The sequence below is a fragment of the Agathobaculum sp. TL06 genome (genome assembly GCF_054658635.1).
Genome location: NZ_BAAGGY010000001.1, coordinates 79,552 through 95,938 on the forward strand (window position 1 = coordinate 79,552; position 16,387 = coordinate 95,938).

The 16,387-nt window shown below is 58.6% G+C and carries 12 protein-coding genes; all 12 read left to right on the forward strand.

Annotated elements, in window-relative coordinates:
* The first annotated feature begins 47 nt into the window (after positions 1 to 47).
* Positions 48 to 1,205 (forward strand): THUMP domain-containing class I SAM-dependent RNA methyltransferase, encoded by a 1,158-nt coding sequence (locus tag ACYQ3S_RS00380; RefSeq protein WP_459686809.1) that lies wholly within the window; start codon positions 48 to 50, stop codon positions 1,203 to 1,205.
* Between the two features lie 156 nt (positions 1,206 to 1,361).
* On the forward strand, positions 1,362 to 1,646 hold the full coding sequence (locus ACYQ3S_RS00385; protein WP_054325939.1) for a co-chaperone GroES: 285 nt from the start codon (positions 1,362 to 1,364) through the stop codon (positions 1,644 to 1,646).
* 19 nt (positions 1,647 to 1,665) lie between these two features.
* Positions 1,666 to 3,291, forward strand: a complete 1,626-nt coding sequence (gene groL, locus ACYQ3S_RS00390; protein WP_054325940.1) for a chaperonin GroEL — start codon at positions 1,666 to 1,668, stop codon at positions 3,289 to 3,291.
* A gap of 153 nt (positions 3,292 to 3,444) precedes the next feature.
* On the forward strand, positions 3,445 to 3,903 hold the full coding sequence (locus ACYQ3S_RS00395) for an NfeD family protein (RefSeq protein ID WP_459686810.1): 459 nt from the start codon (positions 3,445 to 3,447) through the stop codon (positions 3,901 to 3,903).
* Between the two features lie 29 nt (positions 3,904 to 3,932).
* Entirely contained in the window at positions 3,933 to 4,826 is an 894-nt protein-coding gene (locus tag ACYQ3S_RS00400; protein WP_459686942.1) for an SPFH domain-containing protein, read from the forward strand.
* Between the two features lie 123 nt (positions 4,827 to 4,949).
* Positions 4,950 to 5,324: an ArsR/SmtB family transcription factor gene (locus ACYQ3S_RS00405; protein WP_242977793.1), complete on the forward strand. Its 375-nt coding sequence runs from the start codon at positions 4,950 to 4,952 to the stop codon at positions 5,322 to 5,324.
* 3 nt (positions 5,325 to 5,327) lie between these two features.
* The gene (locus ACYQ3S_RS00410) at positions 5,328 to 7,781 is read left to right on the forward strand and encodes a heavy metal translocating P-type ATPase (protein WP_459686811.1); all 2,454 of its coding nucleotides are present in this window, start codon (positions 5,328 to 5,330) and stop codon (positions 7,779 to 7,781) included.
* Positions 7,782 to 7,884: 103 nt separating this feature from the next.
* Positions 7,885 to 9,708: a TIGR03960 family B12-binding radical SAM protein gene (locus tag ACYQ3S_RS00415; protein WP_459686943.1), complete on the forward strand. Its 1,824-nt coding sequence runs from the start codon at positions 7,885 to 7,887 to the stop codon at positions 9,706 to 9,708.
* Positions 9,701 to 10,369, forward strand: coding sequence for a TIGR03936 family radical SAM-associated protein (locus ACYQ3S_RS00420; RefSeq protein ID WP_459686812.1), 669 nt, complete (start codon positions 9,701 to 9,703; stop codon positions 10,367 to 10,369). Before ACYQ3S_RS00415 ends, ACYQ3S_RS00420 begins: the two co-directional genes overlap by 8 nt.
* Positions 10,370 to 10,382: 13 nt before the next feature.
* Positions 10,383 to 11,783 (forward strand): tRNA (N6-isopentenyl adenosine(37)-C2)-methylthiotransferase MiaB, encoded by a 1,401-nt coding sequence (miaB, locus tag ACYQ3S_RS00425; protein ID WP_459686813.1) that lies wholly within the window; start codon positions 10,383 to 10,385, stop codon positions 11,781 to 11,783.
* Positions 11,784 to 11,797: 14 nt separating this feature from the next.
* The gene (gene mutS / locus ACYQ3S_RS00430; protein ID WP_459686814.1) at positions 11,798 to 14,389 is read left to right on the forward strand and encodes a DNA mismatch repair protein MutS; all 2,592 of its coding nucleotides are present in this window, start codon (positions 11,798 to 11,800) and stop codon (positions 14,387 to 14,389) included.
* Between the two features lie 60 nt (positions 14,390 to 14,449).
* Positions 14,450 to 16,387, forward strand: a complete 1,938-nt coding sequence (gene mutL / locus ACYQ3S_RS00435) for a DNA mismatch repair endonuclease MutL (RefSeq protein ID WP_459686815.1) — start codon at positions 14,450 to 14,452, stop codon at positions 16,385 to 16,387.

Below are 16,387 nucleotides of genomic sequence, written 5' to 3' on the forward strand. Positions count from 1 at the left end.
GCCCGGCAGCGGCAGGAGCTTTTTTTCGGAAGAAAAGAGGGAATCGAATGGAACTGACCATGTGCTGCCCGACGCTGTTTGGGCTGGAAGGGATCGTCGCGGACGAGCTGCGGTTCGGGGGAAAGCTGGAGGAGGTGCATGCCGAGAACGGCAGGGTTTTATTTGCGGGAGATGAAAATACGCTCGCATGGGCCAATCTGAACCTGCGCTGCGCGGAGCGCGTCCTGATCCGTCTCGGCGTGTTTCCTGCGAGAAGCTTCGACGCGCTGTTCGAGGGCGTGCGCGCGCTGCCCTGGGAGCAGTTCATTCCAAGGGACGGGGCCTTTCCCGTCAAGGGGTACAGCCTGGATTCGGCGCTCCACTCCATACCGGACTGCCAACGGATCGTGAAAAAAGCGGTGGTGGAACGGTTGGGACATGCCTACGGCCTATCCTGGTTCGAGGAAACCGGCGCGAAATATCAGATACAGTTTTCCATTATGCGCGATACGGCGGAGGTGTTTCTGGATACCTCCGGCATGGGGCTGCATAAGCGCGGATACCGCGCAAACAGCAACGCCGCCCCGCTGCGGGAGACGCTCGCGGCGGCCATGGTCAAGCTGGCACGTTGGCGCGGGCGGGAACCGCTGCTGGATCCATTCTGCGGTTCGGGAACGATTGCGATTGAAGCGGCGATGATCGCCCAGCGGCGCGCGCCCGGGCTGCTTCGGTCGTTTGAGGCGGAAAAATGGAACTGCCTTGACGCAGACGCCTGGCGGCTGGCGCGCGAAGCGGCCATCGACCTGACGGATGGCGGCGCGCGGTTTTCGATTGTTGGAAGCGATATCGATCCGGCATGCGTCCAGCTTTCCATGGAGAACGCACGGAAAGCGGGCGTTGCGGGTACGGTATTTTTTGAGCGGGCGGATGCTGTGCAGCGCGATTACAGCGGGGAAGGGGTGGTGTTTGCCAATCCCCCATATGGCGAACGGCTGCTCGATGTGCAGCAGGCGGAAGCGCTCTACCGTGCGTTCGGACGCGCAGCAGGGAAATCACCGATGAAGCAGTATCTTCTAAGCTCGGACCCGCTGTTTGAGCGCTGCTACGGCCGGCCGGCGGATAAAAGGCGGAAGCTGTATAACGGCATGATCAAATGCGAGCTTCATATGTACTTTAAGCACTCGATACATCCGTCTGCTAAAAAACGGGAAAACGCGTCAAAGTGATTCACAAAAAATTCATAAATTTTATGCCTGTTTTTCCAAAAAAACTCTTGCACAACGAAAAGAGTTGATGTAATATAATAATCGAGTTAGCACTCAGGACAAAAGAGTGCTAAACCCTGATTCAGTCAACTTTAATTTTCATAGGAGGAACCCGTTATGAAACTCAAGCCCCTTTCTGATCGTGTTGTTATCAAGATGATCGAGGCGGAGGAGACCACTGCCAGCGGCATCATCCTCACCGCGTCTGCGCAGGAAAAGCCGCAGGTCGCTGAAATCATCGAGGTCGGCCCGGGCGGCGTTGTCGATGGTAAGGAGATCAAGATGGAGGTCCAGAAGGGCCAGAAGGTCATTACCAGCAAGTACACCGGCACAGAGGTCAAGCTGGACGGCGAAACCTACATCATCGTTCGCCAGGGCGATATTCTTGCAATCGTAGAGTAATTTGAGGAGGTAATTTATCATGGCGAAACAGCTTATTTACGGCGAGGACGCGCGCAAGGCGCTGCAGCGCGGCATCGATCAGCTCGCCGATACCGTTAAGGTTACGATCGGTCCGAAGGGCCGCAATGTTGTTCTGGACAAGAAGTACGGCGCGCCGCTGATCACCAACGACGGCGTCACCATCGCCAAGGAGATCGAGCTTGACGATCCCTATGAGAACATGGGCGCGCAGCTTGTGAAGGAAGTTGCGACCAAGACCAACGACGTGGCGGGCGACGGCACCACCACCGCGACCGTGCTCGCGCAGGCGTTCGTGCGCGAGGGTCTGAAGAACGTGGCTGCGGGCGCGAACCCGATGGTCATGCGCCGCGGCATTTCCAAGGCGGTCAATGCGGCGGTAGAAGCGATCGCCAAGAATTCCAAGGCGGTTGACGGCTCCAACGATATCGCCCGCGTCGGTGCGATTTCTTCCAGCGATGACGAGATCGGCCAGCTGATCGCGGAGGCGATGGAAAAGGTTTCGACCGACGGCGTAATCACGGTGGAAGAGTCCAAGACTGCGGAGACCTATTCCGAGGTTGTCGAGGGCATGCAGTTTGACCGCGGCTATGTCACCCCCTATATGTGTACGGATACCGAGAAGATGGAAGCGAATCTGGACGACGCGTTGGTCCTGATTACGGACAAGAAGCTGTCCAATATCCAGGAGCTGCTGCCGATTCTGGAGCAGGTCGTTAAGTCCGGCAAGAAGCTGCTGCTCATTGCCGAGGATATCGAGGGCGAGGCGCTGTCCACCCTGATCGTTAACCGCCTGCGCGGCACCTTCACCTGTGTTGCGGTCAAGGCGCCGGGCTTCGGTGACCGCCGCAAGGATATGCTGCGTGATATCGCGATCCTGACCGGCGGCACGGTGATCTCCGAGGAGATCGGCATCGAGCTTAAGGACGCCACCATGGATATGCTGGGTTCTGCGCGTCAGATCAAGGTCACCAAGGAAACCACCACGATTGTGGATGGCGCGGGCGACAAGCAGGATATCGCCAACCGCGTAGCCGAGATCCGCGGTGCGATCGAGCGCACGACTTCCGACTTTGACCGTGAGAAGCTGCAGGAGCGCCTGGCTAAGCTGGCGGGCGGCGTAGCGGTCATCAAGGTCGGCGCTGCTACCGAGACGGAGATGAAAGAGAAGAAGCTGCGCATCGAGGACGCCCTCAACGCGACCCGCGCGGCTGTTGAGGAAGGCATCGTAGCCGGCGGCGGCGTTGCGTATGTCAATGCGATCGCAGCAGTCGAGGCACTGGCCGAGACCGCCGAGGGCGATGAAAAGACCGGCATGCAGATCGTTGCGCGCGGCCTTGAGGCGCCGATGGCGCAGATCGCGATCAACGCGGGCATTGAAGGCGCAATCGTTGTCGATAAGGTGAAGAATTCCGGCAAGGTCGGCTATGGCTTTGACGCGGCGACCGAGACCTATGGCGATATGATTACCAATGGTATTGTCGACCCGACCAAAGTTAACCGCTCTGCGCTGCAGAACGCGGCGTCCGTGGCTTCCATGGTGCTGACCACCGAGAGCCTGGTTGCGGATAAGAAGGAACCTGTAGCTCCGGCTCCGGCTGCACCGGATATGGGCGGCATGTATTAATCCAAATTCCCATTCGGTTGAAAAGAAAAAAAAATACTCCGACAATTAGGTCGGAGTATTTTTTTCATAAGCACGGACACGACCCTCATTTGTTTTTTGCTGTACTTTTACAGCCGGTCATGATATACTGGAGCAAAGGAGGGGATAGTAAATATGATTTTTGGCGTTGACAGCCTCTATATTTGGGTGGCTGTTATCATCATCGGCGTTGCGGTCGAAGCTTTTTCGCTGGACCTGTCGGCAATCTGGTTTGCAGTCGGCGGCGTTGCAGCGTTGATCGCCGCGAGTATCGGGCTGGAGGTGTCCGCTCAGCTGGTCATCTTCGTTTTGTTCTCCGCGGCTTTGCTTTTGTTGGTTCGCCCGTTTTGCCGGCGCTTTCTCAAGACCAAAAAGGAAGCGACCAATGCAGACCGCATCATTGGTCAATCCGCTATCGTAACGGAGGGGATTGACAATATCCGCGAAACCGGCGCGGTCCGTATATCGGGAAATATATGGACTGCACGCAGCGCGGATGACTCCCTTGTCCCGCAGGGCGCAATGGTCGAAATTTTGGAAATCCGCGGCGTCAAGGTGATTGTAAAAAGGTTGGATAAAGATTCAGTTGAGTAAAGGAGAACACTATGCCTTATTTAGTTCCGATGATTTGGATTGTTTTAGCGATCCTGCTGATTGTTTTTCTGGGCAGCAATATTGTTATTGTACCGCAGGCGAAAGCCTTTATCGTGGAGCGGCTTGGCACATACCGCGGCACATGGAGCACAGGCCTGCACTTTAAGGTGCCGCTTTTTGAGCGGATTGCCCGCAAGGTGACGCTCAAGGAGCAGGTTGTCGATTTTCCGCCGCAGCCTGTGATCACGAAGGATAACGTAACCATGCAGATCGATACTGTCGTCTATTTCCAGATCACGGACCCGAAGATGTTCACATACGGTATCGAAAGCCCGATGGCGGCGATCGAAAACCTGACGGCAACGACGCTCCGCAATATTATCGGCGATTTGGAACTGGACCAGACACTGACCAGCCGCGACATCATCAATACCAAAATGCGCGCGATTCTTGACGAGGCTACCGATGCGTGGGGCATCAAGGTCAACCGTGTGGAGCTGAAGAACATCATCCCGCCGGCGGCGATTCAGGAATCCATGGAAAAGCAGATGAAGGCCGAACGCGAGCGCCGCGAATCCATCCTGGTGGCGGAAGGCAAAAAGCAGTCCGCTATTCTGGTAGCGGAAGGCGAAAAGGAAGCGACCGTCCTGGCGGCGGAAGCCAACCGCCTGGCAAAAATCAAGGAAGCGGAAGGCGAGGCGGAAGCACTGCTGACCGTGCAAAAAGCGCTGGCTGATTCGATTTCACTCCTGAACAACGCTGCTCCGACCGAGCAGGTCATCAAGCTGAAATCGCTGGAAGCGTTCAGCAACGCAGCGGACGGCAAGGCGACAAAAATCATTATTCCGAGTGAAATACAGAGCCTTGCGGGATTGGCAACCTCATTTAAGGAAGTTATGACCGATCCGAAAACCGAAAAGTAAGCCGTGGCGGCCAGCCTGCCGGATATGCTCCGGCGGGCTGGTTTTTTGCTGCATTCTTGACAGATTGGCGTTTGAATGATACTATACTTTAATAGGTACTTATGTGTCTCGGGAGGGGTTTTGTTGGCAGTCAGAAAGAATCAAACCGAGGTGGAATGCTGCGAGGAGCATATCGTCCATACGGATGCCGTGCGGCAGGCGCGCAGCACGATGCCGGGGGATGAGATCACATCGGCCGCTTCAGATTTTTTTAAGGCGTTTTCCGATAAAACACGGCTGCGCATCCTGACCGCTCTGGCAATAGAGGAATTATGCGTCTGTGATATTGCGTCGCTGCTGGGGATGAGCCAATCCGCGATTTCCCACCAGCTCCGCTTTTTGAAGCAGGCACGTCTGGTAAAGAGCCGGAAAGATGGAAAAACCGTGTATTATGCGCTGTGCGATGACCACATCCAGACAATTTTGGCACAGGGCATCGCGCATGTACAGGAGGGATAGACGATGGACGAAAAGAAAAACCGGCCGGAGGAGCAGCCGGCCGGAAATCGTGAAGAAGGGCAAACGCCGCAGAATATGGGCGCGCCGGAAGATCTTCTGGCGCAGGTTTCCGCAGGGCCGATCGCTTTTTCCGACGATTTTGTGGAAAATATTTTGTCCGATCTTGAAGAAAGCGCTTCTGATTTTCCAGAGCTTCCGGTAGAGCCGCTGTCAGCGGCGCCGAATGCCGGTTCCGCGCCCGCGCAGGTTCCTCCGCAGGAAGCAGAGGAAGAAACAGATGCGGCGCCGCAGGAAGAACTGCCGCAGGACGAGGAGCAGCCGGCAGCGGAAGAGGACGTCCCTGACGAGGAAGGGCAGCCGGAAGCTGCAGAAGAGGAGGAACTGCCCGAAACCGAGGGGGAAACGGCTGAAGAGGAGCATGCCGAAGATCTTCCTCCGCTGGATGAAAACCTTGCTCTGGTGCAAAATGAACCCGAGCAGCCAGATGAGACAGAGGGTATGTCTTTCATCGAACGCGCAAGGTATCACGCCCGAATGCGGCGGCGGGAGCAGACCCGCCTGCGCAGGGAGAACGCGCGGCGCGGCGGCGCGGAGCCGTATCAGCCCATGTCCATGATGGATGTTCGCTTTACGTCGGTCCGTTTGGCGGTGGCGGTGGTTTTCCTGCTGCTCGGCCTGCTTTTGCAGCGTACCAGCGATACGGTTGCGTTCATCCTGTATCTGATCGCCTATCTGATCACAGTCCTGCCGATCGCCGCGAATGTGGCGCGCAACTTTACCCATGGGAAATATTTTGACGAATACCTGCTGATCCTGGTTTCTTCGTTCGGTGCGTTCCTGCTTGGGCTGCACGCGGAAGCGAGCGTGGTCCTGATCCTGCACGGCGTAGGCAAAATGATCAGCGATCTGGTGCTCAGTTCCACGCACAAGTCGCTTTCCCAACAGGTTGATTTCATCCCAGAACGGGCGTCGGTCGTCAATATGCAGGGAGAAGAACGGCAGGTCACGCCCGCCGAGGTCCGTGTGGACGACTTTGTTCTGGTCCGGACGGGCGAGCGCATCCCGATTGACGGCATTGTATTGCGCGGCGAAGGCACAGTGGATGATACGGTCCTGACCGGCGACAGCGAGCCGGTAGCGGTGGTCAAAAACGCCAAGGTGCTGGCAGGCAGCCTGTATACCGGTTCTTTGCTGCTGCTGCGGGCGACCGCAAAATTTGAGGACTGCGCGGTCAGCCAGATCATGCGCGTGCAGGAGGAGGGCGCGGGCCGGAAAGCCTCTCTGGAGGACAGTGTGATGCACGGCGCGTCGCGCTTTATTCCGGTCATTGTCGTTTTGGCGATACTCCTTTCGGTCATCCCGCCGCTTTTCAATTCCAGCACGCCAATGCAGAATTGGGTCTACCGCGCGCTGACAATTCTCGTGGTATGCTGCCCGACCGCGCTGGTAATTTCGGTCCCGCTCAGCTTTATGGGGGGGAGCGGCCGCCTGTCGCAAAAGGGCATCCATGTCAAGGGCAGTGAAGCGGTAGAGAAAATGGCCGAGCTGCGCATGGTCGTTTTCGATAAAACCGGCACCTTGACCGAAGGGAACCTGCGCGTCAAGGAAATCCACGGAACACAAGATTTTAACCAGGAAAGCATCCTTGCGCTGGCCGCCGCTGCGGAGCAGCTCTCCAGGCATCCGGTCGCCCGCGCGGTTGTTTCCGCTTATCAGAGCGCGCCGCAGAAGATCAGCGAATTTGAGGAGTTCCCGGGACGGGGCGTGCGCGCGCGCATCGGCAACCGGAATCTGCTTGTCGGCAACCGCCGGCTGATGGTATCGCGCGGCGTAAAGGGCGTGCCGGATATCCGCGGCACGGCCGTTTATGTTGCCTATGAAGGCGATTATGCCGGCGCGATCGTGCTTGAGGATACTGTCCGTCCGGAAGCGGCGGAGGCGGTTTCCGGTCTCAAGAGCCAAGGGGTTCTGCGCACGGTCATTTTGACCGGCGATACCGAGCTGCCCACCCAGCAGACCGCGGACGCGGTTGGAATCGATACGGTCCACTATGGCCTGCTGCCCGAGGAAAAGGCGTCGAAAATGGAATTCCTGCTCCGCACGATCCCAACGGACGGTACGGCGGCTTATGTGGGTGACGGCGTAAACGATATCGAGGAACTGAAGCTGGCGGACGTCGGTGTGGCGATGGGCGTAGCCGGATCACAGGAATCCGCGGACGCCGCCAATGTGCTGATTATGACCAACAGCCTGACCCGTCTGTCCGACGCCATGCGGGTCTGCCGCAGAACACACAATATCGCGCTGCAGAACATGGTGCTGGTGCTGGCGATCAAGGTGATCCTGGTCCTGCTCACCATCCTGGGTGTGACAAGCATGTGGCAGGCAATCGCGGCGGATGTTCTGCTTACTATCCTGACCGTACTCAATGCGGCCCGCATTTTGGGCATCAAATAAAGAAAAAGACCATGCCAGATTCAAGATGGTGTGGTCTTTTTGCTCGATTTATGTTATACTAATTCTGTATCTTGTTTTGGAGGAAAACGACTTGCACAAAAAGATGGAAGCCATCCTGTCCCGCGTACAGAAGCCGGCGCGCTACGTCGGCGGCGAATGGGGATCAGTGATGAAAAATAAAAAGGACGTAGACCTCAGGTTTGCTTTCTGTTTTCCGGACACCTATGAAGTCGCCATGTCTCACCTGGGTTCCCGCATTCTGTACGGTCTGCTCAACGACCAGAAGGGCATCTGGTGCGAGCGCGTCTGCGCGCCGTGGATCGACATGGAGGAGGAAATGCGGCAGGCGGACATCCCGCTTTACGGCCTGGAAAGCGGCGACCCGCTTTATGAATTTGATATCATCGCGTTCACCCTGCAATATGAGCTGTCCTTTACCAATATTTTGAATATGCTCGACCTCGGCGGTGTGCCGGTGCTGGCAAAAGACCGCACGGAGCTGAAACATATGGTCGCCTGCGGCGGGCCGTGCGCTTACAATCCGGAGCCGCTCGCGGATTTTGTCGACCTTTTCATGATCGGCGACGGCGAGGAGATCATGCTTGAGTTCACCGATCTGTACCGCAGGGCCAAGCGCGAGGGCTGGACCAAGCAGGCCTTCCTGATTCATGCGGCACAGATCGAGGGCATGTACGTTCCCTCGCTATACGAGGTCGCTTACCACGAGGACGGCACCATCGACCGCGTTACGCCCACGCACGGCGCGCCCGCGCTGGTGCAGAAGCGTATCGTCAGAGATCTGGACACCATGTACTATCCGGAATCCTTTGTCGTTCCTTCGACCGATATCGTGTTCGACCGCGCGATGATCGAGCTGTTCCGCGGCTGCCCGCGCGGCTGCCGCTTCTGCCAGGCAGGGCATACCTACCGGCCGCTGCGCACCAAGTCCAAGGAGGTGCTGCTGAAGCAGGCTGAGGCCGTGCTCAAAAACTCGGGCTACGAGGAGATTTCGCTCTCCTCGCTGTCCACCAGCGATTACGGCGACCTGTCCGGCTTGACCGAGTGCATGCTCGACTACTGTGAGCCGCGGCACATCAGCCTGTCGCTGCCCTCGCTGCGGGCGGACAGCTTCAGCGCAGAACTGATGCAGCGCGTGCAGAAAACGCGCAAAAGCGGCCTGACCTTTGCCTGCGAGGCAGGCACCCAGCGCCTGCGCGACGTGATCAACAAGAACATCCGCGAGGAGGACGTGCTGCACGCGTGTGAGATCGCGTTCCAGGGCGGCTGGAACAATGTGAAATTATACTTCATGATCGGCCTGCCGACCGAGACTGATGAGGATCTGGACGGTATCGCAGAGATCTGCAAAAAGGTGGCCTACTGCTGGCGCATGAATACCAATAACCGTGCGCGCGGCGTGCGCATCACAGCCTCAGCCTCCTGCTTTGTACCCAAACCGCAGACCCCGTTCCAGTGGGACGCGCAGGATACGCTCGAGCAGTTCCGCGAGAAGCAGGCGCATATGAAGGTCATCATGAAGACCAAAAACGTCACCTACAACTGGCACGACGCCGAGACCTCGGTGCTCGAGGGCGTGATTGCCCGCGGCGACCGACGGCAGGGAAAGGCGATTTACCTCGCCTGGCAGCGCGGCTGCAAGATGGACGGCTGGGACCAGTGCTTTGACTTTGAAAAATGGATGCAGGCCTTTGCTGACTGCGGGCTTGACCCGGCGTTCTACGCGTCCCGCCAGCGCCCGCTGGACGAGGTGTTCCCGTGGGACCACATCGGCTGCGGCACACGCAAGGAGCACCTCAAACGCGAGTGGGAGCTGTCCCGCGAAGCGGCGGTCACGCCCGACTGCATGCGCAAATGCGCGGGCTGCGGCGCGAACGCCCTGCTGAAGGGAGGCAAGTGCTGTGTTTAAGGCCAGAATGAAATTTGCCAAGGAGGGGCGGGCAAAGTATATTTCCCACCTCGATCTGATGCACACCATGCAGCGCGCGATGGCCCGCTGCCAGATGCCGCTGTGGTTTACCGAGGGGTTCAACCAGCACGCCTATGTGTCGGTCGCTCTGCCGCTCTCGACCGGCTATTCGGGCGAGTGTGAATTCCTGGATTTCAATATCACCTCCGAAGCGGTGCCGGAAAACGCGGTGGAAGCGCTCAACGACGTGTTTCCCGAGGGGTTGCGCGCGATTGAGATTTACCCCGTCGAGGACGGGGGAATGAAGGTCGGCGCGATTGCATGGTCGCAGTACCGCATCACCTGGGGCTTTGAGGGCGCGGCGCCCGTAGGCTTTGCCGACGCGGTGCGCGCGCTGTTCTGCCGCCCGTCGGTCGAAATCGTCAAGCGCTCCAAGCGCGGGGAAAAGTCGGTCAATATGAAGGACCTGATGCGCGATTTAACCATTTCCGAAAGCGGGGACGAGGTGACCGCCGTCGTCACCACCGCCGCGGGAAACAATAACATGAGTCCGGAATACCTGACAAGGGCGATCCGGCAGTATCTGCCGCAGTACGAGATCCCGTTCAGCGCATACCACCGCATGAACGTATTTACGGCTGACGGCACCCCATTCCGATAAGAGGAGGCATAAAATGCCCGCTCCAGTTACTGTTTCCGAAGAACAGCTTGATAAACAATTTACCTACATCGATGCGGTGGCGGGGCTGCTCCGAGATAAGCGCCCGCGCGCCTATACACACACTTTTGGCTGCCAGCAGAACGAGGCGGACACCGAGCGCATCCGCGGCATGCTGCACGAAATGGGCTACGAGATGACCGACAACGCCGATGAGGCGGATTTTATCCTGTTCAACACCTGCGCGGTGCGCGAGCATGCGGAGGACCGCGCGTTCGGCAATATCGGCGCGCTCAGCCACCTGAAAAAGCGCCGGCCGGAGGTTATCATCGCCCTGTGCGGCTGCATGGCGCAGCAGGAGAAAAACGTAGAAAAGATCAAAAAAAGCTATCCGCAGGTCAGCCTGCTGTTCGGTACGCACGCGCTGTGGCGGTTCCCGTCGCTGCTGTACCGCGTGCTGACGGAAAAAAAGCGCGTGTTCGATATCGGCGGGGAGGACGATATCGCGGAGGGGCTGCCTGTGCTGCGCGCACGCGGCGCGAAAGCATGGCTGTCCATCATGTACGGGTGCAATAACTTCTGCACCTATTGTATCGTCCCTTATGTCCGCGGCCGCGAACGGAGCCGCCGGCCGGAAGAAATCGAAAGGGAGCTGCGCGAGCTGGTCGCCGCAGGCTACAAGGAGATCACGCTGCTCGGCCAGAACGTCAACTCCTATGGCAAGGACCTGGGGCTGGATATCGATTTCGCCGGCCTGCTGCGAAGGCTGAACGCCGTACCCGGCGATTTCTGGCTGCGGTTCATGACCAGCCATCCCAAGGATGCCAGCCCCAGGCTGTTCGACGCCATGGCGGACTGTGAAAAGGTGGCAAAGCAGCTGCATCTGCCGTTCCAGTCGGGAAGCGACGAGATTTTGCGCCGCATGAACCGGCATTACACCGCCGAAAGCTATCGTACCCTGATCCGAGACGCGCGGCAAAAAATGCCTGATATCACCCTTTCGAGCGATATCATCGTCGGCTTCCCAGGTGAAACCGAGCAGGACTTTGCACAGACCCTTGCGCTGGTTGGCGAGGTGCGGTTTGATCTGCTTTTCACCTTCCTGTACTCCCCGAGAAGCGGTACGCCGGCGGCCTCGTACGAGGATCCGGCGACGCCGGAGGAAAAGCAGCGGCGCTTTGAACGGTTGCTCCGCGTGCAGGACGGGATCGTCGCGGAACGGCAGGCTGCCTATCAGGGGAAGCGGCTTCGTCTGCTGGTGGACGGTATGGCCAAAGGCCCCGACTATCCCTATACCGCGCGCACAGAGGGGAACCTGCTCGTTTGCGTGCGCGGAGACGGTATCCAAACCGGAGAATTTATCCAGGCTGAGATCGAAAAGACAACGCTTCGCTGCCTGTTTGCGCGAAAATTGTAGAAAGAGGTACGATAATGGCTGAACTCACGCCCATGATGAAGCAGTATTTCGAAATCAAAAACAAAAATAAAGACTACATCCTGTTTTACCGTCTGGGTGATTTTTACGAGATGTTTTTCGACGACGCCAAGCTGGTCTCCCGCGAGCTGGAGCTGACGCTGACCGGCCGTGACTGCGGCCTGGAGGAGCGCGCGCCCATGTGCGGCGTGCCGTACCACAGCGCGGAGGGGTACATCGCAAAGCTCGTGCGAAAGGGATACCGCATCGCCATTTGCGAACAGATGGAGGACCCCAAGCTGGCAAAAGGGCTGGTCAAGCGTGAGATTATCCGCAGGGTGACGCCGGGTACGGTCGTCGAAGCATCCATGCTGGATGAAAGCCGCAACAACTTCCTTGGCTGCATCTACGCGGAACAGGGCGGTATTGGCGTATGCTTTGCGGATATCACGACCGGAGAGGTCTACGCGACCGGCTCGGAAAGCTGGCAGCATATTTTCAGCGAGCTGGGACGCTTCGGTCCGCGCGAGGTGCTGGTCGGCGGCATGGCAGTGGCTGACACAACGCTGCTATCCTTTTTGAAAGAACGGCTGGAAGCGCTGGTCGAGCCGATGCCGGAGGATTGTTTTGACGCGCAGCGCGCTTCCGAGCGCATCTCCCATTATTTTCGCATAGAGGATTTCGACGCGGCGGGCCTGACCGCCCTGCCGCGGACCATACAATGTCTGGGCGGCCTGCTTGACTATCTGGAGCAGACCCAGCAGGCGAGCCTTGCCGCGCTCAACCATCTGGAGGTATACCACCAGGGGCAGTACATGGAACTGGATATGATCGCGCGCCGCAATCTGGAGCTTTGCGAAACCATGCGCACCAAGGAAAAAACAGGGACGCTGCTCTGGGTGCTTGATAAAACACGGACCGCGATGGGCTCGCGCCTGATCCGTCAATGGTTGGAGAAGCCGCTGTACAACCCGCTTCAAATCGTGCGCCGCCAGCAGGCGGTCGGGGCGTTGTGTGACGATGTGATCGCCCGCACGGCGCTGGGCGACGCGCTCAAAAGGGTGTTCGACATGGAGCGGCTGATCGGCCGCGTGACGTATGGCACGGCCAACTGCCGCGACCTGCGCGCGCTTTCGTCCACGATCGCGTGCCTGCCTGCGATCAGGGAGCAGGCGGCGCTGTTCGGTCAGGCCATGCTGCGGGAGCTGACGGCCAATATCGACCTGCTGGAGGATATCCGCGCGCTGGTCGAGGCCTCCATCGTGGACGAGCCTCCCATTCTGCTGCGCGAAGGCGGCCTGATCCGCGCCGGCTACCATGAAGAAATCGATTATCTGCGCGACCTCGCCTCGGGCGGCAAGGGGAAGATCGCGGCGATTGAGCAGCGCGAGCGCGAAAGGACCGGTATCAGCAAGCTCAAGATCGGCTATAACCGTGTATTCGGCTATTACATAGAGGTCAGCAAATCCAACGCGGACGCTGTGCCGGAGGATTATATCCGCAAGCAGACGCTCGCCAACGGCGAACGCTATATCACCGAGGAGCTCAAGCAGCTCGAAAGCACCGTGCTGGGCGCGCAGGAGCGGCTGACAACGCTGGAATACGAGGTCTTCGTAACGATCCGCGAACAGATCGCCGCCGAGGTGCATCGCGTTCAGAAAACCGCGCAGGCGGTCGCTGCGCTCGATGTGCTGTGCGCGCTGGCGGAGGTGGCCTGCGACAACAACTACACCTGTCCGGTCGTGGATTTTACCGACCGCATCGAGATCAGGGACGGACGTCATCCGGTGGTGGAAAAAATGCTGGCGGACAGCCTGTTCATCCCCAATGATACCGTGCTGGACAGCGGGGAAAACCGTGTCGCCATCATCACCGGCCCCAACATGGCGGGTAAATCGACCTATATGCGTCAGGTCGCGCTGATTACAATCATGGCGCAGATCGGCTCGTTCGTACCTGCCTCCTCCGCGCATATCGGCGTGGCCGATCGGGTATTCACGCGCGTCGGCGCATCCGACGACCTGGCCAGCGGCCAGTCCACCTTTATGGTCGAGATGAGCGAAGTCGCGGATATCCTGAAGCATGCAACCAAATCCAGCCTGCTGATTCTGGACGAGATCGGCCGCGGCACCTCGACCTATGACGGCATGAGCATCGCCCGCGCGGTGATCGAATATGTCGCTGACAAGAAAAAGGTGGGCGCGCGCGCCCTGTTTGCCACGCATTACCATGAGCTGACCGTTCTCGAGGAATTGGTGAAGGGCGTCAAGAATTATAATATCGCGGTCAAAAAGCGCGGCGATGACATCACATTCCTGCGCAAAATTGTGCGCGGCGGCGCGGATGACAGCTATGGCATCGAGGTTGCCAAGCTCGCGGGCGTTCCGAACGCGGTCATCAAGCGCGCCAAGGCCGTGCTGGCGGACCTGGAAGCGACCATGCCCAAAATCGAGCTGCGCGCGGTCGTGGAAGAGGACGAAGTGCCGCAAATGACAATGGACAGCCTTTCCGGAAACGCGGTCGCCGAACGGCTGCGCGCGCTTCAGGTGGATACGATGACCCCCATCGAGGCACTGAACGCGCTGTATGAGCTGAAAAAGCTGGTTTGACAGGGAGCCTGTTGCGATTTTGATTATTATGCTTGACCTGTATCCTGAAAGGAAGTAACGATGGCAATTATCCACGAATTATCCCCGCATCTGGCCGACCTGATTGCGGCGGGCGAGGTGGTCGAACGGCCGGCCTCCGTCGCCAAGGAGCTGATCGAAAACGCGATCGACGCGGGTTCGACCCGCATTACGGTGGAAATCGAAAGCGGCGGCATCACTTATTTGCGCATCGCGGATAACGGCTGCGGCATGTCGGCGGAGGACGCCCCCATCGCATTCCGCCGACATGCGACCAGCAAGCTGCGAACAGAGGAAGATTTGGCCGCAATCGGCACGCTGGGCTTCCGCGGAGAGGCGCTCGCGGCGATCTCGTCGGTCACGCGCATCGACCTGTTCACCCGCCAGGGGGGCGCGCTCGCCGGCCGCCATCTGCATCTGGAAGCAGGGGAAATCCAGGCAAACGAGGAAGCAGGCTGTCCGGAAGGCACAACGATCGTTGTGCGCGACCTGTTTTACAACACGCCCGCGCGCATGAAATTCCTCAAAAAGGATTTCACCGAGGCGGGCTATATCCTTGGCGTGGTGCAGCATGCCGCGCTCTCCCATCCGGAAATCGCTTTTACGCTGATTCGGGACGGAAAGCAGGTATTTTCCACGGACGGGAAAGGTAAACTCCTTGCGCCGGTATTTTCTGTATTCGGCAAGGAGATGACCGCCAATATGATCGAGGTGCCGAAAACCGAACGCAACGGCATGACCGTATACGGCTATATTGTGAAGCCGCATGCAGGACGACCCAACCGATCGATGCAGCATTTCTTTGTCAATGGGCGTTATGTCAAAAGCCGCTTGATGCAGGCTGCGCTGGAGGAAGCCTATCGCAACGCCATCATCACCGGCAAATATCCCTCCGGCGCGGTGTTTCTCGAGCTGCCGCTCGCGGCGGTGGACGTAAACGTCCATCCCGCCAAGACTGAGGTAAAGTTTTCACAGGAAAAGCCGGTGTTTGAGGCAGTTTATATTGCCTGTAAAAACGCGATCGCGGCGAATGACAATATGCCGCGGCTCGAACACAGGGAAAAGGAGGCCCCCGCCAGACCAAGAGAGGACCATTTGACGCAGGAGCAGCAACGGTTCGCGGTTCCGGCCCCCGCTTTTTCCGCTGCGCCCGCATCCAAGGCCGCTGCCGAAGAACCGCCCGAGCTGGAGGATTTTCTGGTTGCCGTGCCGCCGCGCGCGCAGAAGCCGCGTCCCCATACCGGCTATGCCGCCGCGCCGCGCATCTGGGAGGGGGACCCGCCGAAGCGCACGTTTCGTCCCTATCCGGTCAAGGAGCCTGCGCCTGCCGCTCAATCCGCCGCGTCATGTCCGGAAGCGCAGGAGCAGTCCGCCGCTCCCGCGCCGCAAACGCCGCGCCTTGAACCGCTCGACACCGGCGCGCGTGTGATCGGAGAATGCTTCCAGACCTATCTGATCGCGGAGGACAAGGATGGATTGATTCTGATCGATAAGCATGCCGCGCATGAACGCATCCTGTTCAATAAAATGCGCGCAGAAACCGATATGCCGCAGCAGGAGCTGCTTGCGCCGGTAATCGTGGAGCTGACCGGAGAGGAAGCGGCGGCGATACAGGCGCGGCTCGGCGATATCCGGAAAGCGGGGTTTTCCATCGATCCGTTCGGTGAAAACAGCTTTGCCGTGCGCAGTGTACCGGCCTATCTGGACAGCGGAGATGTGCAAAGCGTGATCGGCGAGCTGGCTGAAAAGGCGATGAACAGCCGCGCGACCGTGCCGGACCAACTGGACGATCTGATCCATACGGTCGCCTGCAAGGCGGCGATCAAGGCCGGCAGGGCAACGACGCAGATGGAATTACAAGACCTCTGCGACCGTGTTCTGGCAGACGAAAACATCCGCTCCTGCCCGCACGGACGCCCAACCACCGTGCGGCTGACGAAATACGAATTGGATAAGCTCTTCAAGCGCGTCAATCAATGA

Coding starts and splice junctions, on each gene's coding strand:
- ACYQ3S_RS00385 (WP_054325939.1), top strand. CDS start 1,362: ATGAAACTCAAGCCCCTTTCTGATCGTGTTGTTATCAAGATGATCGAG.
- miaB (WP_459686813.1), top strand. CDS start 10,383: ATGCCCGCTCCAGTTACTGTTTCCGAAGAACAGCTTGATAAACAATTT.
- ACYQ3S_RS00400 (WP_459686942.1), top strand. CDS start 3,933: ATGATTTGGATTGTTTTAGCGATCCTGCTGATTGTTTTTCTGGGCAGC.
- ACYQ3S_RS00395 (WP_459686810.1), top strand. CDS start 3,445: ATGATTTTTGGCGTTGACAGCCTCTATATTTGGGTGGCTGTTATCATC.
- ACYQ3S_RS00380 (WP_459686809.1), top strand. CDS start 48: ATGGAACTGACCATGTGCTGCCCGACGCTGTTTGGGCTGGAAGGGATC.
- mutS (WP_459686814.1), top strand. CDS start 11,798: ATGGCTGAACTCACGCCCATGATGAAGCAGTATTTCGAAATCAAAAAC.
- mutL (WP_459686815.1), top strand. CDS start 14,450: ATGGCAATTATCCACGAATTATCCCCGCATCTGGCCGACCTGATTGCG.
- ACYQ3S_RS00410 (WP_459686811.1), top strand. CDS start 5,328: ATGGACGAAAAGAAAAACCGGCCGGAGGAGCAGCCGGCCGGAAATCGT.
- groL (WP_054325940.1), top strand. CDS start 1,666: ATGGCGAAACAGCTTATTTACGGCGAGGACGCGCGCAAGGCGCTGCAG.
- ACYQ3S_RS00415 (WP_459686943.1), top strand. CDS start 7,885: ATGGAAGCCATCCTGTCCCGCGTACAGAAGCCGGCGCGCTACGTCGGC.